Annotated in this window: 17 protein-coding genes and 1 riboswitch; of the genes, 5 read left to right on the forward strand and 12 right to left on the reverse strand. The window is 75.6% G+C overall.

Annotated elements, in window-relative coordinates; all coding sequences use genetic code 11:
* Positions 1 to 64: 64 nt before the first annotated feature.
* From ACI79Q_RS01385 to ACI79Q_RS01400, 4 genes are all read right to left on the reverse strand, one after another.
* Positions 65 to 940, reverse strand: a complete 876-nt coding sequence (locus tag ACI79Q_RS01385; protein ID WP_456589665.1) for an alpha/beta fold hydrolase — start codon at positions 938 to 940, stop codon at positions 65 to 67.
* 108 nt (positions 941 to 1,048) lie between these two features.
* Complete coding sequence (locus ACI79Q_RS01390) at positions 1,049 to 2,869, reverse strand: carbohydrate-binding domain-containing protein (RefSeq protein WP_456613993.1); 1,821 nt, start codon at positions 2,867 to 2,869, stop codon at positions 1,049 to 1,051.
* Positions 2,866 to 3,678: a polyphosphate polymerase domain-containing protein gene (locus ACI79Q_RS01395; RefSeq protein ID WP_456589667.1), complete on the reverse strand. Its 813-nt coding sequence runs from the start codon at positions 3,676 to 3,678 to the stop codon at positions 2,866 to 2,868. The genes ACI79Q_RS01390 and ACI79Q_RS01395 overlap by 4 nt, the downstream gene beginning before the upstream one ends.
* Complete coding sequence (locus tag ACI79Q_RS01400) at positions 3,675 to 4,313, reverse strand: DUF4956 domain-containing protein (protein WP_456589668.1); 639 nt, start codon at positions 4,311 to 4,313, stop codon at positions 3,675 to 3,677. Before ACI79Q_RS01400 ends, ACI79Q_RS01395 begins: the two co-directional genes overlap by 4 nt.
* Before the next feature lie 179 nt (positions 4,314 to 4,492).
* Between ACI79Q_RS01400 and ACI79Q_RS01405 the strand changes: the two genes are divergently transcribed.
* Positions 4,493 to 4,963, forward strand: coding sequence for a hypothetical protein (locus tag ACI79Q_RS01405; RefSeq protein WP_456613994.1), 471 nt, complete (start codon positions 4,493 to 4,495; stop codon positions 4,961 to 4,963).
* Positions 4,960 to 5,400, forward strand: a complete 441-nt coding sequence (locus ACI79Q_RS01410) for a VanZ family protein (protein ID WP_456613995.1) — start codon at positions 4,960 to 4,962, stop codon at positions 5,398 to 5,400. The genes ACI79Q_RS01405 and ACI79Q_RS01410 overlap by 4 nt, the downstream gene beginning before the upstream one ends.
* Here ACI79Q_RS01410 and ACI79Q_RS01415 read toward each other — a convergent pair.
* The gene (locus ACI79Q_RS01415) at positions 5,375 to 5,839 is read right to left on the reverse strand and encodes an SRPBCC family protein (RefSeq protein ID WP_456600384.1); all 465 of its coding nucleotides are present in this window, start codon (positions 5,837 to 5,839) and stop codon (positions 5,375 to 5,377) included. The two genes, ACI79Q_RS01410 and ACI79Q_RS01415, sit on opposite strands and share 26 nt — an antisense overlap.
* A gap of 59 nt (positions 5,840 to 5,898) precedes the next feature.
* Here ACI79Q_RS01415 and ACI79Q_RS01420 point away from each other — a divergent pair, with 59 nt between their 5' ends.
* Together ACI79Q_RS01420 and ACI79Q_RS01425 are read left to right on the forward strand one after the other, a co-directional pair.
* Positions 5,899 to 6,330 carry a DUF1622 domain-containing protein gene (locus ACI79Q_RS01420; RefSeq protein ID WP_456595472.1) on the forward strand — a complete coding sequence of 144 codons (432 nt, stop codon included), beginning with the start codon at positions 5,899 to 5,901 and terminating at the stop codon, positions 6,328 to 6,330.
* Positions 6,327 to 6,683 carry a hypothetical protein gene (locus ACI79Q_RS01425; RefSeq protein WP_456613996.1) on the forward strand — a complete coding sequence of 119 codons (357 nt, stop codon included), beginning with the start codon at positions 6,327 to 6,329 and terminating at the stop codon, positions 6,681 to 6,683. Before ACI79Q_RS01420 ends, ACI79Q_RS01425 begins: the two co-directional genes overlap by 4 nt.
* Positions 6,684 to 6,750: 67 nt before the next feature.
* On the opposite strand, the gene cobN is transcribed toward ACI79Q_RS01425, so the two are convergent.
* The 6 genes from cobN to ACI79Q_RS01455 form a co-directional block, all read right to left on the reverse strand.
* Complete coding sequence (gene cobN, locus ACI79Q_RS01430) at positions 6,751 to 10,377, reverse strand: cobaltochelatase subunit CobN (protein WP_456613997.1); 3,627 nt, start codon at positions 10,375 to 10,377, stop codon at positions 6,751 to 6,753.
* Positions 10,378 to 10,431: 54 nt separating this feature from the next.
* Positions 10,432 to 10,512: riboswitch (cobalamin riboswitch) on the reverse strand.
* 52 nt (positions 10,513 to 10,564) lie between these two features.
* Positions 10,565 to 11,188, reverse strand: a complete 624-nt coding sequence (locus ACI79Q_RS01435) for an ABC transporter ATP-binding protein (RefSeq protein ID WP_456600387.1) — start codon at positions 11,186 to 11,188, stop codon at positions 10,565 to 10,567.
* A complete protein-coding gene (locus tag ACI79Q_RS01440) occupies positions 11,188 to 11,988 on the reverse strand; it encodes an ATP-binding cassette domain-containing protein (protein WP_456589676.1) in 801 nt (266 codons plus the stop codon). Before ACI79Q_RS01440 ends, ACI79Q_RS01435 begins: the two co-directional genes overlap by 1 nt.
* Positions 11,985 to 12,845, reverse strand: coding sequence for an ABC transporter permease (locus tag ACI79Q_RS01445; protein WP_456613998.1), 861 nt, complete (start codon positions 12,843 to 12,845; stop codon positions 11,985 to 11,987). Before ACI79Q_RS01445 ends, ACI79Q_RS01440 begins: the two co-directional genes overlap by 4 nt.
* The gene (locus ACI79Q_RS01450; protein WP_456613999.1) at positions 12,842 to 13,975 is read right to left on the reverse strand and encodes an ABC transporter permease; all 1,134 of its coding nucleotides are present in this window, start codon (positions 13,973 to 13,975) and stop codon (positions 12,842 to 12,844) included. Before ACI79Q_RS01450 ends, ACI79Q_RS01445 begins: the two co-directional genes overlap by 4 nt.
* Complete coding sequence (locus ACI79Q_RS01455) at positions 13,957 to 15,570, reverse strand: ABC transporter substrate-binding protein (RefSeq protein ID WP_456614000.1); 1,614 nt, start codon at positions 15,568 to 15,570, stop codon at positions 13,957 to 13,959. The genes ACI79Q_RS01450 and ACI79Q_RS01455 overlap by 19 nt, the downstream gene beginning before the upstream one ends.
* 161 nt (positions 15,571 to 15,731) lie before the next feature.
* On the opposite strand from ACI79Q_RS01455, the gene ACI79Q_RS01460 reads away from it, so the two are divergent.
* Positions 15,732 to 16,550, forward strand: a complete 819-nt coding sequence (locus ACI79Q_RS01460; RefSeq protein ID WP_456614001.1) for a DUF4383 domain-containing protein — start codon at positions 15,732 to 15,734, stop codon at positions 16,548 to 16,550.
* On the opposite strand, the gene ACI79Q_RS01465 is transcribed toward ACI79Q_RS01460, so the two are convergent.
* Positions 16,532 to 17,272: a siderophore-interacting protein gene (locus tag ACI79Q_RS01465; RefSeq protein ID WP_456614002.1), complete on the reverse strand. Its 741-nt coding sequence runs from the start codon at positions 17,270 to 17,272 to the stop codon at positions 16,532 to 16,534. The genes ACI79Q_RS01460 and ACI79Q_RS01465 overlap by 19 nt on opposite strands.
* Between the last annotated feature and the right edge of the window lie 42 nt (positions 17,273 to 17,314).

Here is a 17,314-nt window from a genome sequence, read left to right on the forward strand (position 1 = left end):
GTTCGCCCGCACCCGACGCGGCGGCCACCCCCCCGGGAGGTGGCCGCCGCGGTGCGTTCCGCGGTCAGCCCGCCGGCGGGACGACCCGGTCCAGCCAGGCCAGCAGGTCGGCGACGACCTCGTCGCGGTTGGTCTCGTTGAACACCTCGTGCCGGGCGCCCGGGTAGGCCCGCAGCGTCACGTCCTCCACCCCGGCGCCGCGCAGCCGGTCGACGAGGACCTGGACGAGCGCCAGCTGCCCGTTGAGCGGGTCCGCGTCGCCGACCGCGACGTACACCGGCAGGTCGTTCCGGATGCCGCGCAGCCGGTCGGGGTCGGCCAGCTGCCGCCCCGAGAGGAACATCTGCCGGCTGTCCGCGGTGGCGAGGCCGAACCCGCACCGCGGGTCGGCGACGTAGGCGTCGACCTGGGCCTCGTCGCGGGAGAGCCAGTCGTAGTCGGTGCGGGCCGGCGCGAACGGCGCGTTGAACGCCGAGAGGTCCGTCGGTCCGTCGAGGTCGACGGCGGGCTCGAGCAGGTCCAGGACCGTCGTCCCGGTGAGCACCAGGGCGGCGAGGTCGGCGGAGTGGTCGAGGACGTGCTGCTGGGCGGCGAAGGAGCCCATGCTGTGACCGAGAAGCACCAGCGGGGCGTCGGGCAGGTCGGCGCGCACGTGCGCGGTGAGCCGGCCGATGTCGCGCACCAGCTCGTCCCAGCCGCCGGGGCCGAGTTCGCCCCAGTGGCCGTCCTGCGCGGTGGCGCCGTGCCCGCGATGGTCCTGGCCGACCACCACCCAGCCGGCGCCGGTCAGCGCGGCGGCCAGCGGTTCGTAGCGGAGCAGGTGCTCGCCCATCCCGTGGGTGAGCTGGACGATCCCGCGCGCGGGACCGGCGGGGTCCCACCGGTAGGCGGTGACGCGGACGTCGGAGGCGGAGTCGAACGTGGTGGTCTGATCCGGCATGCGGGGAGGCTACGGGCGACCGGCGGCGGGTGGCAGGCCGGGCACGACGCAGCGGCGCCGCCCCCGGTCGCACGGGGCGGCGCCGCTGCTCGACGCGGGCCGGTCCGGTCAGCTGCCGGGCGGCGTCCCTCGGCCCGGCCGGCCACTCCCGCCGCCCATCCCGCCGGCGAACTCCCCGGCGGTCGCGGTGCCCGCCTGCTCAGCCCCGTCGGTGGTCCCGCTCGCCGCCAGCCCGCCCAGGTCGTTCCCGGCGGCGGTGCCACCGGTCAGGACCGTGTACGTGGCACCGCTCGCGACCTCGGCCGAGGAGTAGACGAGCGACCCGACGTCCTTCTGCGCGGTGTAGGTGGCCAGCACCTCGCCGTCGGCCGAGACGAGCTGCACCACGGTGCCCGCGGGCGCTGCGACGGTGGTCGCCACCCAGCTCTGGGCGGAGGAGGTCGTGGGGGCCTGCGCCATCCCCGCGCTGCCGGCCGCGAGCAGGACTCCCCCGCTGATCTCCAGACCGCTCTGCAGGTCGAGGGAGCCGTTGCCCGCACCGGTGGGGCCGTTGACGACCACCGTGCCGCCGGTCATGGTGCCCGTGCCGTTGGAGTCCAGCCCGTCCCCACCGGCGTCGACCACGGTGCTGCCGCCGGTGACGGACAGCCGGTAGTCCCCCACCGCGGCGAACGCGTCGGCCCCGCCGCCGCCCGGGCCCAGCTGCCCGGAGCCGTCGTTGCCGCCGCCGACGTTGATGCCGTCGTCGCTCGCCGTCAGGTCCAGGTCGCCGCCGCTGATCGTGACGACGGCGCTCTCCAAAGCCTCGTACGACTCCGTGACGGTCACCGTCCCGCCGGCGACGGTCAGGTCGCCGTCGGCGTGCACGCCGTCGTCGGCGGTCGCCAGCGTCAGGGTGCCGTCGGAGATGCTGACGACGCCGTCGGAGTGCACGGCGTCGTCGGCGGCGTCGACGTCGACGGTCCCGCCGCCGACCACGACGCTGACCGTGCCCTCGAGGCCCTTCGCCGAGGCGTCCTCGGCGACGGTCTGTCCGCTGCCGCCGCCCGACACCACCGCCACGTCCCCGCCGCCGATGATCACGTCGGTCTCCGCGGTGACCCCGTCACCGGCGGCGGTCACGTCGACGGACCCGCCGGCCACGTGCACGTAGCCGGCCGCGGAGTCCTCGGCGTTGTCCGCCTTGAGCCCGTCGCCGCCCGCGGTGACGGTGAGATCGGCGTCCCGGACGACGAGGTAGTCCTTGCCGCGGACGCCGTCGTCGACCGCGTCGACGGCGATCGTCCCCGAGTCGAGGACGAGCCCGTCCTTGCCCGCGATCCCGTCGTTGGCGTTGCCGGTGACCTCGAGCGAGCCGCTGCCGGTGATCGTCAGGTCCGCGGCGCTGTACAGCGCCGCGTTCGGCTCGGCGCCGTCGGCCGCGTAGCCCGAGCCGTCGCTGAGCGCGTTCGACGACCCGTCGGCGAGCACGACGACCGCGGTGCCGGCATCGAGGAACGCCAGGGCCGACGTGTCCGCCGACGAGACCTCGGCGTCGTCCAGGACGATCCGCACGACGTCCTCGTCCGGTGCGTCGACGACGACCTGGCCGTCGAGGGAACCGCTGAGCCGGTAGGTGCCGGCGGCGGTGATGGTCACCGTTCCGCCGTCCACGCTCACCGCGTCGGAGTCCGATGCGGCGGAGTCCCCGGTGAGCGACACGTCGACGACGTCGGCCGCTTCGTACGCCGGGTCCGCGTCGTGCGCCGCGGTGTTGGCGGCCAGGGCGTCGGCGACGCCGATCCCGCTGCCGGCGGCGATCTCCGCCGCTGAGACGGTCGCGGTCGCGCCGTCCGAGGAGCCGGCGGCCGACTCGGCCGTGCAGCCGGCGAGCACGGCAGCCACGAGGGCCGAGGCGAGGGTGGCGCGGATCTTCTTCGGACGGGTCACGGGAGGGTCCGATCGTCGGTGGCGGGGGCCGCCAGGGGGTGGAAGTGCCGGCGCAGGACCGGGCACCAGGTGTTGTCGGGGAGGTCGCCGCGCAGCGCGGCGAGGCCCGTGCCGTACTTGGAGATGCGGCTCGGCCGGTGCCCGGAGCGCCACAGCCGGCGGTCCGCGGCCGAGGCGGCGGCGCTGGACTTCGTCTCGACGACGGCGACCCCGGGGAGGGTCAGGGCGCGGCCACCCGGGAGCGCCCAGGTGAGGTCGGTGTCGATGGTGAGCCGGCTGTCGCCGATCGGGAGGTGCAGGGTGCTGCGCCGGTAGGTGGTGCGCAGGACGGGCCGCAGGTCCTCGCTGCGCACCCAGCCCAGGCCCGCCTCGCACAGCACGGCGTCGACGAAGGCTGCGCCGCCGTCCAGCCCGCGGGCCGGGCCGGGCAGCGGGATCCGGTTCTTGACCGTCGTCCCGCGACCGCCCCGGGTCTTGACCTCCAGGAAGTGGTCCCCGGAGTCCAGGTAGGTGCGGTGGCGCACCTTGAAGCGCCGCCGCCGCCGGCGGGCCGCGAGGTGGTAGCCGGCGAGGTCCGGGGTGTCGTAGTACAGGGACGCGTAGCCGAAGGAGCGGACGGCGTCGATCTCCAGCACCCGGGCGCCATCGGTCTCGGCGAGCCCTGCGACGACGTCGTCCACGGCCCCCAGGGGCAGCACGTACTTGCGGTCGACGCGCGTCTGCAGCGCCGCGCGGTCCACCATCTCCGCCAGCCCGATGGCGGGCAGCGCGCCCAGGGCCGGCAGCGCCGGGGCGGCCGGGCCGGTCACCGGACCACCGCGGCCGGGCGCGGCCGGCCGGGCTCGCCGGGCGCCGGCGCGAAACGCTCGCCAGCGCCCGTGCCGGCAGCCGGACGGCGCCGCGGGTCCAGCTCGTACCGGACGTCGACCCACGTCGTGTCGTTGACCAGGTCGACCCGCTGCACCGTCACCTGGTGCACCCGGGCGGAGAGCAGCGCCTCGAGGTGGCCGGTCAACGCCCGCTCGTCGGTGAAGGCGGTGTCGAGGACCATCACCTGCTGCCGGTACCGGCGCAGGAGGCGGGGGTGCCCCGCTGCGTACATGACGGCGACGACCAGCGCCATCAGCGACATGGACAGCACCGGGCCCGAGGTGCCCAGGCCGCCGAGCAGGCCCAGCGCCAGGGCCGAGAAGTAGTACGCCACCTCGTGCTGCTCCAGCTCGGTCGAGCGCAAGCGGATGATCGCGAGCACCCCGAACAGCCCCAGGCCCACGCCGGCGCCCACCTCGCTGGTGGCCAGGGCGGCGGAGACGGCGAGGACGCCGACGTTGATGCCGAGGTAGGCGATGACCAGGTCGCGGCGGCGGTGGCGGGGGAAGTAGACGCCGAAGGTGAGCAGGCCGATGGCCAGCAGGTCGGCGCCGAGCAGGTAGGTGTGCGACATCGGGCTTTCCGGGAGGTGGACGGCAGGTCGACATCAGGTTGCGGTCCGGAGATGCGCTGGAACTGGGCGTGAGCTGGGGAGTTGCTGCCAGCAACCGTCCCGTCCTCGCCGTGGAACCCCACGGACGACGTCCAGCCCCCGCCCAGCCCGGTGCCAGCCGGCCGGGCGACCGTGGCGGCATGGCCGACCACGTGACCGACCTGCTCTTCGACTCCGCTGCGGCACGCACCGTGGTCCTCGCGCGGCGACCCGCGGGCGGTTGCGCCGTCGAGTGCGTCGTCTCCGACCTCGTCTGGGGCGACGTCGTCCGGCTGCTCCGGTGGGCCACGGCGGGCACCCGCGACGATCCGGCCCTGGAGATCGGGGCGTGGTGGCGGCTGGCCGCCGCGTGCGCGGACCTGCTCGGCCGGCTGCCGGGGCTCTGCCACGAGCTCGCCGAACCGTGGGGCATCGACGGCTCGGTGGCGGTTCCGCCGGAGCTCGACGCCCGGACCCGCATCGCCTGGTCGGCCGACCGGGTCGTGCGGCTGCTGAGGGCGCCGCACCCCGTGCCGCTGCGCACCCTCACCGCCGAGATCGACGCGCTGGGCGCGGCCGCGGTGCAGGCGCTGGCCGGCTCCGCCGGCCCTGTCGTCAGGAGGGTCGCGTGAGCTCCCGGTCCCCCGCTCTCCCCCTCGGCCTGGGGGCAGCCCTCCTGGCGGTCGCCGCCCTGACCCTGGCCCCGGAAGGCACCGGCTGGGCGTGGGGCTCACCGGCCGTGGAGCTGCGCTGGTACCTGGGCGGTCTGGACTCCGGCGCCACCGTGCTGCAGCTGCTGGGGAACCTGGTGCTGCTCGTCGTCCCGGCGGCGCTGGCGGTCCTCCGCTGGCCCGCGCTGGGCCGGCCGGGCCGGCTCGTCCTGGCCGCCACGGCCACGGCCACCGCCATCGAGCTCCTCCAGTGGGCGCTCCCGCTCGGGCGGGTCGTGTCGCCGCTGGACGCCGTGCTCAACGCCGCCGGCGCCGTCGCGGCCGGCCTCCTCGTGGCCGCCGCGACCGCGACCGGGCGGACCGGCGGCCGGCTCAGCCCGACTCGGCGATCCGCTTGATCGCCGCGAGGGTGGCGGGGATGCCCTCGTGCGCCTGCCGGGTGCGGAGGGCGATCTGCTCGTCGGCCCGCTCCCCGTAGCGCTCGGCGAAGAGGGCCAGCCCACCGGGCAGGAACTCCCACGACTCGGTGAGCTCCGTCCCGCCGGCGACGGGGGCGAGCGTGAAGCTCCAGTGCACCAGGTTGCCGCCGACGACCCAGGCGAACTCCCGGCCGCGGTCGGCCACCACCACCTGCGAGCGCGTCTCCCAGGTCCGGTCCGGGGTCACGTTGCGCCCGCTGAACCAGTCCCCGACCGCGCCCGACGCACCCTCGTCCCACCAGCACTCCCGGCAGACGGGGCTCCACTCCCCGGTGCGGGTCACGTCGGAGACCAGGTCGTACAACTCCTCGGGCGACGTCGCGACGGTGATCGACCGGGAGTGGCGCAGCTCGCTCATCGGCGCAGTCTCGCAGCCGTCATGCGTCGTCGCTCGGCTCCTCCGGGTATGCGCGCCGCGTGGAAGAACTGCTGCAGGACGTCGTGGACGTGCTCGTCGTCGTCGTGGAGGCCTGCGGTGCCGCCGTGATCATCATCGGGGCCGTGTGGGCGTTCATCCGGTTCGCCTGGGCCGGCCTGCGGCACCGCGACGTGCACGGCTTCGTGCCGGTCCGGCTGACGCTGGGCCGCTTCCTCGCCCTGGGGCTGGAGTTCCAGCTCGCCAGCGACGTCCTGCGCACCGCCGTGGCACCCAGCTGGGAGGAGATCGGGCAGCTCGCCGCCATCGCGGCCATCCGGACGGCGCTGAACTACTTCCTCGGCAAGGAGATCGCCGAGGAACGCCGCGAGGTCGCGGAGGACCGCGAACGGTCCGGGCGGGGATCGGACCACGCCGCGTCGCCGCAGCACACGGCCGGGACGGCGCCGGACCGTCGGGGGCGGCCGGGGTGAACGCCTGGCTCGCCACGGTCACCGCCCTGGCCGCGCAGGTGGTCGTCGTGCTCGCCCTGCTGTCCGGCGCGCTGGTGCTGGCAGTGACCCGTTCGCCGGCTCCGGCGCTCGCGATCACCCTCGACCACCTCGTCGCGGCCGGGCTGCTCCGGCTGGCCGGCGAGCCGAGCTGGCAGGCGATCATGACGGCCGCGGTGGTGATCGCGATCCGGCACCTGGCCGGCTACTCCCTGCGCCACGGGGCCGCGTCGTGGCGGAAGGGGCCGGGCCCCCGTGCCGGCCGGTCCCCCCTGGTCCCGCGGCGGCTGCAGGACGGGGTGCACCGCGCCCTGCACCCCGCCTGGCGGCGGTGACACCGTCGTCCTGGGGCACCTGCGGGCCACGACCCGGCTCCCCTGACCCGGTCCGCGGTCCCGGGGGTCAGGACCGCCCGGGCTCCGCCGACGCCGGCGTCTGCCCGCCCTCCAGGTCGCCCTCGGTGTCGAGGTAGGCCTGCTGGAGCTCGGCGAGCAGCGCCGGATCCGGCTCGGCCCACATCTTCCGGTCCACCGCCTCGAGCAGCCGCTCGGCGATCCCGTGCAGCGCCCACGGGTTGCTCGTCTCCAGGAACTCCCGGTTCTCCGGGTCGAGCACGTAGGTCTGGGCCAGCTTCTCGTACATCCAGTCGGCGACCACGCCGGTCGTGGCGTCGTAGCCGAACAGGTAGTCCACGGTCGCGGCGAGCTCGAAGGCGCCCTTGTAGCCGTGCCGTCGCATGGCGGCCAGCCACTTGGGGTTGACCACCCGGGCGCGGAACACCCGCGCGGTCTCCTCGGACAGCGACCGGGTGCGCACGTGCTCGGGCCGCGTCGAGTCACCGATGTAGGCCGCGGGCGCCCGGCCGGCGAGCGCGCGGACCGTGGCCACCATCCCGCCGTGGTACTGGAAGTAGTCGTCGGAGTCGGCGATGTCGTGCTCGCGGGTGTCGACGTTCTTGGCCGCGACGGCGATCCGCCGGTACGCGGCCTCCATGTCCGGCCGCGCCTGGACGCCGTCGAGGTCGCGGCCGTAGGCGTAGCCGCCCCAGACGGCGTAGACCTCGGCGAGGTCGGCGTCCCCCCGCCAGTTGCGCGAGTCGATCAGCGGTAGCACCCCGGCCCCGTAGGCGCCGGGCTTCGAGCCGAACACCCGGGTGGTGGCCCGCCGCCGGTCGCCGTGGGCCGCCTCGTCCGCGTCCACGTGCGCCTTCACGTAGTTGGCGTCCGCCGGCTCGTCGAGCCCGGCGACCAGGGTGACCGCGTCGTCGAGCATGGTCACCACGTGCGGGAAGGCGTCCCGGAAGAAGCCGCTGATCCGCACGGTGACGTCGATCCGCGGTCGCCCGAGCTCGTCGAGCGGAACCGGCTCCAGCGCGGTGACCCGCCGCGAGGCGTCGTCCCACACCGGCCGGACGCCGAGCAGCGCGAGCACCTCGGCGACGTCGTCGCCGGAGGTGCGCATCGCCGAGGTGCCCCACACGGAGAGGCCGACCGAGCGGGGCCACTCGCCGGTGTCGGCGCGGTACCGGTCGAGCAGCGACTCGGCCATCGCCGAACCGGTCTCCCACGCCAGCCGGGAGGGCACCGCGCGAGGGTCGACGGAGTAGAAGTTGCGCCCGGTCGGCAGCACGTTCACCAGCCCGCGCAGCGGGGAGCCCGACGGCCCGGCGGGCACGTAGCCGCCCTCGAGCGCGTGCAGCGTCGCGTCCAGCTCGTCGGTGGTGCGCGCCAGCCGCGGCACCACCTCGTCGACGGCGAACCGCAGCACCGCGGCCACGGCGTCGTCGTCGTGGCCGAGCACCTCCCGGACGACGTCGGCCACGGCGTCGGGCGTCCACCCTCGGGCCTCCATGCCGGCGACGAGGGCCTCGGCCCGCGCCTCCACCTGGTCGGTGGCGGTGCGGCCCGCGGTGCCGTCCTCGGTCAGGCCGAGCGCCTCGCGCAGCCCGGGCAGGGCGACCGAGCCGCCCCAGATCTGGCGTGCCCGCAGCATCGCCAGGACGAGGTCCACGCGGTCCTGCCCCGACGGCGGGGTGCCGAGCACGTGCAGCCCGTCGCGGATCTGCGAGTCCTTGATCTCGCAGAGCCAGCCGTCGACGTGCAGGATCATCTCGTCGAAGTGGTCGTCCTCCGGCCGCTCGTTCAGCCCGAGGTCGGCGTCGAGCTTCGCCGCCTGCAGCAGCGTCCAGATCTGCGCGCGCACCGCCGGCAGCTTCGCCGGGTCCATGGCGGCGACGTTGGCGTGCTCGTCGAGCAGCTGCTCCAGCCGGGCGATGTCACCGTAGGAGTCCGCCCGGGCCATCGGCGGCACCATGTGGTCGACGAGCGTGGCGTGCGCCCGTCGCTTGGCCTGGCTGCCCTCGCCCGGGTCGTTGACCAGGAACGGGTACACCAGCGGCAGGTCGCCGATCGCGGCGTCGGGGCCGCAGGAGGGCGAGAGCCCGACGGTCTTGCCCGGCAGCCACTCCATGTTCCCGTGCTTGCCGACGTGCACGAGCGCGTGCGCGCCGAACACCGAGCGCAGCCACCAGTAGGCCGCGAGGTAGTGGTGGGACGGCGGCAGGTCGGGGTCGTGGTAGATCGCGATCGGGTTCTCCCCGAAGCCGCGCGGCGGCTGCACCATCACCACGACGTTGCCGGCGCGGAGCGCGGCGAAGACGATCGCCTGGTCGTCGCCGGAGCCGTCCACGAAGAGCGAGCCGGGGGCCTCCCCCCAGTGCTCCACCATGGCCTCGCGCAGGTCGGCGGGGAGGGTGTCGAAGAAGCGCCGGTACTCGGAGGCATCGATGCGGACCGGGTTCCCGCTCAGCTGCTCCTCGGTGAGCCAGTTCTCGTCCTGGCCGCCGGCGGCGATCAGCGCGTGCACCAGGGCGTCGCCGTCGAGGTCGGCGACGCCGGGCAGCGCGTCGGGGCCGTCGAACGGGCCGATGTCGTACCCGGCGCCGTGCATGGCGGCGAGCAGCCGGACGACCGAGGCCGGCGTGTCCAGCCCGACCGCGTTGCCGATGCGGGCGTGCTTGGTCGGGTAGGCGCTGAGCATGACGACGATCCGGCGCTCGGCGGGTGGGGTGTGCCGCAGCCGGGCGTGGGCGACGGCGGTGCCGGCCACCCGTGCGGCCCGCTCGGGGTCGGGCACGTAGTGCGTCAGGCCGTCGGCGTCGGTCTCCTTGAAGGAGAAGGGCACGCTGATCAGGCGGCCGTCGAACTCGGGGATGGCGACCTGGTTGCCGACGTCGAGCGGCGACAGCCCGTCGTCGTCGGCGAGCCACTCCTCTCGGGAGCGGGTGAGGCACAGCCCCTGGATCACCGGCACGTCGAGCTCGGCGAGGGCACCGACGTCCCAGGCGCCGTCGTCGCCGCCGGCCTGCGCGGTCGCCGGGCGGGAGCCGCCGGCGGCCAGGACGGTGACCACCAGCGCGTCGGCGGTGCGCAGGGTCTCCAGCAGGTCGCCGGGCACGCTGCGCAGCGAGCTCACGAACACCGGCAGCGCGCGGCCACCGGCGTCCTCGATCGCGGTGCACAGCGACTCGACGAACGCCGTGTTCCCGGCCAGGTGGTGGGCGCGGTAGTAGAGCACCGCGACGGTCGGGCCGGTCCCCCGGGAGCTCCGCTCGAGCAGCCCCCAGTCGGGCGCGACCGACGGCGGCTCGAACCCCTCCCCGGTGAGCAGCACGGTGTCGGAGAGGAACCGGTGCAGCTGGGTGAGGTTGTCCGGCCCGCCCTGCGCCAGGTAGCCGTGCGCCTCGGTCGCCACGCCCATGGGCACGGTGGAGAGCTCCATGAGCTCGGCGTCGGGCAGCTGCTCACCGCCCAGCACGACGACGGGGACGCCGGAGCCCAGCAGCGGCGCGAGCACCTCCTCGTACTGGCGGCGGACGCCCAGGATGCGGACGACGACCAGCTCGCTGCCCTCCGTGAGGGCAGCCATGCCGGCGGCGTCGAGGCGGGCGGGGTTGCCCAGCCGCCAGTCGGCGCCGCTGGCGCGGGCGGAGAGCAGGTCGGTGTCGCTGGTGGAGAGCAGGGTGAACACGTGTGTGCGGCCTCCCTCGGGGTCCGCGCCCCGGGTCGTCGGGCACGGCAGCCGGAGTGTCTGGCTCGCCCCCGCTGCTGAGCGCAGCGCGGGCTCACAGTGGCGGGACCGCGCCGGGTTCGCACCGGCTTCCTCGCTGCACTGCCGTGTTGTGCCGCAGACGCTACCGGGCGGTCCCGCGACCGTCTCAGCCGTCGGTCCCGGCCCCGTCCCAGTCGACGACGCGGTCGGCCACCGCGTCCACCAGCGGGCGGTCGTGCGAGATCGCGAGGACGCCGATGCCGGCCGACCGGCAGTGCTCGAGCAGCAGCCGCCAGATCGCCGCCTGGGTGACCGGGTCGAGGCTGGCGGTGATCTCGTCGGCCACCAGGTGACGCGGCCGGGCGAGCAGTGCCCGGGCGAGGGCCACGCGCTGGAGCTGGCCGCCGCTGATCTCGTGCGGGCGGCGGTCCAGCCAGCCGGGGTCGACCAGCCGCGGGTCCAGCGCCGCCGGCTCGTCGGCCGGCGCGCCGGTCGCGGCGAGCACCTGCCGGACCGTCCAGCGCGGGTCCATCGCCCGCTCCGGGTGCTGGAAGACGAGCTGGACCGGGTGCGGTGCCCGACCGGACCGTGGCTCCCGGCCGTCGAGGGTGACCCGGCCGCGGTGCGGCCGCGCGAAACCGGCCAGCACCCGCCCCAGGGTGCTCTTGCCCCCGCCGCTCGGACCGCACAGCCCGACCACCTCGCCGGCCTCGATCGCGAGGTCCGCCCCGGCGAGCACCCACGGTCGGTCGCGGCCGTAGCGGAACCAGACGTCCTCGGCGCGCAGCATCACGCCTCCGCCGGCACGCGGAAGCCGTGCGCCGGCAGCGCCTGCCACATCGCCCGCGTGTAGGGGTGGGCCAGCCGCTCCCCGGTCCCGGTGAAGTCGGCGGGGCGGGCCTCGTCCACGGTGCGCCCCTCGCGGCAGATCACCACCCGGTCGGCGACCTCGACCGCGGCCTCGAGCTCGTGGGTGATGAGCACGACGGCGCAGCCGTCGTCGGCCAGCCCGCGGAGCTCGGCCAGCGTCGACCGGACGGTCGCGGTGGGCAGCCCGGTGGTCGGCTCGTCGGCGAGCAGCAGCCGGGGCCGGCTCATCGTCGCCATCGCGACCAGCACCCGGCGGGCCATGCCGCCGGAGAGCTCGTGCGGGTACCGGCGGAGCACCTCCGCGCCGAGGCCGCGCCGCTCCAGCGCCTCCGCCGCGGCGCGGCGCGGATCGGGGTGCCCGGCCAGCCGCGCCGACCGCCGGACCTGGCGGCCGACGGGGCTGGTGGGGTCGAGGAAGGCCGCCGACTGCGGCAGCAGCGTGGCCTCACGACCGGCCAGCCGGCGCCGGTCCTCCGGCGCACGCACGGTGCCGTCGAAGGCGATCGTCCCCCGCTCGACGGCGTTGGGCGGCAGCAGGCCCAGGACGGCGTGCGCGAGCAGGCTCTTGCCGGCCCCGCTGGCGCCGACGAGGGCCACCACCTCTCCGGCCGGGGCCATGAGGTCCATGCCGGCCAGCGCGGTCACCGTGCGGCGACGCAGCCCCCGCTCGTACTGGACGAAGTCCACCTCGAGGCCGCGGACCTCCAGCAGCGCGCTCACAGGTGGGCACTCCGCGGGTCGAGCAGGGCGCGGCCGTTCTCCCCGATCGTGTCGACGAGCTTGACCACGGCCAGCAGGCACAGCCCCGGCAGGACCGCGAGCCACCACGTCCCCGCGCTCAGGTAGCGCATCGCCTCGGCCAGCAGCACCCCGATCGAGGGCTCACCGGGGTCGACGCCGAGCCCGAGGAACGACAGGGCCGCCTCGTGCAGGATCGCGTGCGGGAAGAGCAGGACCGTGCCGACGACGAAGTGGCCGGTCAGGTGGCCGGCCAGGTGGTGCCGGGCGATCCAGCCGCGACCGCGGCCGAGCTGCCGGGAGACGGCGACGTAGTCGGAGGAGACGACCTCGCGCGCCCGGCCGCGCAGCACCCGGGTCAGCGTCGGCCAGTGGGTCAGGGCCACGGCGAGCACCGTGGCCCGCGTGCCGCCGCCGAGCGCGAACGCGAGCAGGATCAGCAGCACCAGGTGCGGCAGGGCGAGGAACAGGTCGACCAGCCAGCTCACGACCCGGTCGACGACGCCGCCGAACACCGCGGCGGCGCAGGCCAGCACCAGCGCGATCCCGGCGGAGATCAGCGCCGCACCGGTTCCGACGAGCAGGCTGAGCCGGAGCCCGGACAGGACACGGGCGAGCACGTCCCGGCCCAGCGGGTCGGTGCCGAACGGGTGCTCGGCCGACGGCGCCAGGTTGCGCTCGCCCAGCTGGGTCGTGACGGCGTCGTCGGCCGCCAGCCCCCCGGCGACGAGGACGGCGAGCACCACCACCAGGGACAGGCCGGTCCAGGCGAGGGTGCGGCGGCGGCGGTCACCGAGGAACCCCGGCCGGACGGCCGGCTCGGCGGCGACGGCGCTCATCGCACCCCCTGGCCGGCCGGGGACGGGGCGACCGGCGACGCCGCCCGATCGGGCAGCTCGTCGGGCGACGGGGAGCGGGGCGCGAGCACCGGGCCGCACAGGCCGCGCCGCGCCCGGCGGGCGCCGGCGAGGTCCGCCGAGACCCGCGGGTCCAGCCGCGCGTGGACGAGGTCACCGAGCTGGTTGCCGACGAAGACGAACACGGTGGTGAACAGCACGATGCCCAGCAGCAGGGGCACGTCCTGCCCCAGCGCGGCGGCCGTCGTCGCCGCGCCGAGGCCGGGGTAGGCGAACACCTGCTCGGCCAGCACGGCGCCGCCGAAGAGCTCGCCCAGCGAGCTGAACTGCAGCAGCACGGCCGGCGCCGCGGCGTTGCGCAGCACCCGGTGGACGACGACGCCGCGCGTCGACTCCCCCTGAGCTCGGGCGAAGGCGACGTAGTCGCTGGCCAGCGCCTCCACGACCGCGTGACGGGTGTGCAGGACGACCGGGGCGATGCCCACGACCGACAGCGTCAGCGCCGGCAGCGCGAGGTGGTGCAGCCGGTCCAGCAGGGTCACGTCCTCGGCGAGCGTCCCGACCGGGACGGCGCAGCACACCGGCGTCCACCCCAGCTGGACGGAGAAGACGTAGAGCAGGAGGAGCCCGACCCAGAAGGTCGGCGCGGAGGCCAGGGTGTAGGCCCACCAGCAGATCGCCCGGTCGGCGAAGCGTCCCCGCCGCGCCCCGGCGAGCACGCCGAGCGCGAACCCGACCAGCCCCGACAGCAGCCAGGCGGTGGCCATGAGCGCGAGGCTGGCGAGGAAGCGCTCACCGATGACGTCGGCCACGGGCTGGCCGAACGTCAGCGAGCGGCCGAGGTCGCCCTGCACGACCTGCCCGAGCCAGGCGGCGAACCGCTCGGGCGCCGGCTCGTCCAGCCCCCACCGCTCGGCGATCTGCGCCCGCTGCTCCGGGCCGATCGCGGCCACGTCCCCGCCGACGTAGGCGTTCACCGGGTCGACCGGTGAGTGGACCATCAGCGTGAACGAGGCGACCGCGACCGCCGCGAGGAGGAGCACGAGCCGCACCAGCCGGCCGCCCGTCCACCGCAGCACCGGTCGAGCGCGGCTCAGCAGCTCCACTGCCACCCGGCGATGCCCGCGGTGATCGGCCAGCCGTGCCCGTGCGGTTCGACCTGCGTCGAGCCGAGGTCGAGGCACTCGTCGACGAAGTAGGTGTGGTCGAGGTTGACCAGCCACGCCCAGGCGGCGTCCCCCGACGGCCCGAAGCCGGTGCCCTCGCCGTCGTACTGGGCGGCCCGCCAGTGCGGGATGGCGCTCTCCTGGTCGGGCGCGGTCATCGCCGCCTCGAGCTGCTCGTCGACCGCCGGGTTGGCGTAGAAGCCCGGGTTCCAGTACTCGACCCCGGCCTGGCGCGAGGAGTAGAGGTTGTACATCTCGGTGGGGTCGTGGCTCCCCCAGCCGAACAGGACGGCGTCGGCGTGCAGCCGCTGGTCGATGACGTCCCAGCTGGCGCCGTCCGCGGTGACCTCGATGCCCACGGGCGCGAGCATGTCCGCGACCGACAGCGCGAGCGCCTGCCGCAGCGAGTCGCCCGCGGGGTAGAGCAGTGTGAACGCGGCCGGGACGCCGTCCCGCTCGCGCACGCCGTCGCCGTCGGAGTCCACCCAGCCGGCCTCGTCCAGCAGCTGCCCGGCCCGCTCCGGGTCGGCGTCCTCGATCGCCGCCGCCGGCTCCGCCCAGGGCAGGCCGTCGACCGGTCCCGTCGCCGGGGAGCCGAAGCCCTCCAGGACGCCGTCGACGAGCGCCGCCCGGTCCACTGCGTGGTTGACGGCCTGGCGGATCGCCCGGTCGGAGGTCACGTCGTTGCCGATCGGCTGCCCGTCGTCGGTGGTGCGGCCCTCGTCCGGCACGTACGGGAACATGATCCCGCGGTTGTCGACCGACGGGACGGCGACCAGCCGCATGCCCGGCACCTGGGTCGTCGCCAGCGCGGACGGGACCGCCGCCATGTCGACCTGGCCGGCCGTCGCGGCCGCCAGCGAGGTGTCCTCGCCGGTGAACTGGAAGACGATCCGCTCGAACTCCGGCTGCTCGCCGTAGTAGTCCTCGTTGCGGTCCACGATGAGCTGCTGGCCCTCGTCCCACTGCACGAAGCTGAACGGCCCCGAGCCCACCGGGTCGCGCGCGTAGTCCGGGCCGTGCGCGTGCTCGGGCACGATGCCCAGCGAGACGAGCCGGTTGACGAAGGTGCTCTGCGGTCGCTCCAGGCGGAGCTCCACCGTGTCCTCGTCGACGGCGACCGCCTCGGCCAGCGCGGTGACGTCGGTGAGGCCGCCGCTCCGGCTCGCGGTGGTGAACGTGTAGGCGACGTCGTCGGCGGTCACCGGCTCGCCGTCGGTGAAGCGCGCGTCGGTGCGGATGTCGACGGTCCAGACCAGACCGTCCTCGCTCACCGACCACTCGGTGGCGAGGTCCGGGACCAGGTCGAGGTCGGCGTTCCGGCTCAGCAGCGTGGACTGGAACAGCGGCGAACCGTACCGGCCCCAGCCGAGGGTCGGGTCGAAGCCGTCGTCCGGCTCACCGCCGATGGCCAGACGCAGCTCGGTCGGCGCGACGTCGGCGGCCGGTGCGGCCGCTCCCCCGCCGCCGCAGCCGCTCAGCGCGACCAGGGCCACCGCACCCATCGCGGCGACCCGCCCCGCCGGCCACTCCCCGCCCACGCCCGCTCCCGTCCTCGACCTGCTCCGACCCTCGGCCTCCGACTCTATTGCAAAGTCTTTGCAACAGACTCGTCGGTGTCGGTACCGGCGCCGCCCGGCGCATCCGGATGGGACCGCCCGGCGGAAGCAGGGGTGTCGAACGGACCACCGAGGGAGTCGTCATGGCACTGCGTCCCCACCTCCGCCGCACCGGCCCCGCCGCCGGGGCCCCACCGACGTCCGGCGCGGCCGCCCCGCCGGCAGCCGGCACCCCGACGCCGCCGGCGTCCCGAACCCGCCGGGCGCCCTCCGCGCCGCCCGCGGGTGGCCGCAGCCCGGGCGGCGACCGGGTCCTCGCCGTGCACCGGATCGGCGCACTGCTCGTCGCCGCGGTGATCGCGGTCTTCGGCATCCTCGGCTTCGCCGACGGGCTGGAGTTCTTCTCGACCGACGGCGAGCGGATCCTGGGGCTGTCGTCCAACGGCCTGCTGTCGACGATCTCGGTGGTCACCGCCGCCGTGCTCGTCGCGGCGGCCCTCCGCGGGCCGCACATCGCGTCGACGGTCATGATCGTCGTCGGCGTGCTGTTCCTGGTCTCGGCGCTGGCCAACCTGGCCGTGCTGCAGACCGGGTTGAACGTGCTCGCGTTCCGCTTCGCCAACGTCGTCTTCTCGGTCGTCGCCGGACTGGTCCTGCTGGTCCTGGGCGCCTACGGGCGGGTCAGCGGGAACCTGCCGCCCGACAGCCCCTACGCCCGCCCCGGCAGCGATGTCGACGACACCGACCCGGCCGCCGACCACCCCTCCACCCCGGCGGAGTTCGCCGCCGAGCGGGCGATGCGGGACGCCGAGGTGGCGGTGGTGCAGCACACCGCCACCCTCGACCAGCAGCGCCGCGTGGCCGCCATGTCAGCGGCGCACAGCCGGGCGGAGCGCCGCCGGATCTGGCTCTCCTTCGACGAGCCCACCGGCGGGGCGAGGCCTCAGGTGGCCGACCAGTAGCCGACCGCGGAGACCCGGTCCCTGGCCGCGCCGAGCTGCCGGCGCAGGTGCTTGGCGAGGGCCCGGGTCGCCGCCGCCTCGCAGGCGGCCCAGAACCAGTCCCGCGACGGGTCGGCCCCTGCGGACGCCGACGGGCCCGCCGCCCAGGCGGCGGTCACCGCGTCGCGCAGCGCCTCCCCGGGCGCACCGTCGCGGTCCACCCACACGACCTCCTGCCCCGCGGCGGCGTTGACCGGGAGGTCGCGGTCGGACGGGTGGCCCGCCTCCAGCCACACGCGCGCGGGCAGCTCCGCGTGGTGGGCCAGCAGCGAGTTCACCGCGGGCAGCGACGCGGGGTCGCCGACGAGGTGGAGCAGCCGGGTGCCGGCGGGCGGCCGCTCGTCGCGGGTGCCCTGCACCGTCACCTCGATCGTGTCCCCGGGGCGGGCGGCCAGGGACCAGTTCGCCGCCGGGCCGTCGTGCAGCGCGAACTCCAGGTCGAAGGTGCCCGCCGCGGGATCGGGGGCGACGAGCGTGTACGCCCGCTGGTGCGGCCGGCCACCGTCGGAGAACCAGACCCGCACCCACATCGCCGGGTGCGGCGGGCAGGCGGCGAGCAGGCCACCGTCGGCCAGGTGCACCCGCTGGTACCGCTCCCCCACCCGCTCGCTGCCCCGCACGGTGAGGACGAAGTCCTTGCCGCGCAGCGCCTTCAGGACCACGCCTTCCCAGCCGTGCTGCACCGCTCGTCCCCTCTCGACGTCGTGTGCGGGACCCCCCGGAAC

The sequence above is a fragment of the Blastococcus sp. SYSU DS0828 genome, assembly GCF_054050975.1.

Coding starts and splice junctions, on each gene's coding strand:
- ACI79Q_RS01435 (WP_456600387.1), bottom strand. CDS start 11,188: ATGCTGCGCGCCGAGGACGTCTGGTTCCGCTACGGCCGCGACCGACCG.
- ACI79Q_RS01445 (WP_456613998.1), bottom strand. CDS start 12,845: ATGAGCGCCGTCGCCGCCGAGCCGGCCGTCCGGCCGGGGTTCCTCGGT.
- ACI79Q_RS01405 (WP_456613994.1), top strand. CDS start 4,493: ATGGCCGACCACGTGACCGACCTGCTCTTCGACTCCGCTGCGGCACGC.
- ACI79Q_RS01460 (WP_456614001.1), top strand. CDS start 15,732: ATGGCACTGCGTCCCCACCTCCGCCGCACCGGCCCCGCCGCCGGGGCC.
- ACI79Q_RS01415 (WP_456600384.1), bottom strand. CDS start 5,839: ATGAGCGAGCTGCGCCACTCCCGGTCGATCACCGTCGCGACGTCGCCC.
- ACI79Q_RS01400 (WP_456589668.1), bottom strand. CDS start 4,313: ATGTCGCACACCTACCTGCTCGGCGCCGACCTGCTGGCCATCGGCCTG.
- ACI79Q_RS01385 (WP_456589665.1), bottom strand. CDS start 940: ATGCCGGATCAGACCACCACGTTCGACTCCGCCTCCGACGTCCGCGTC.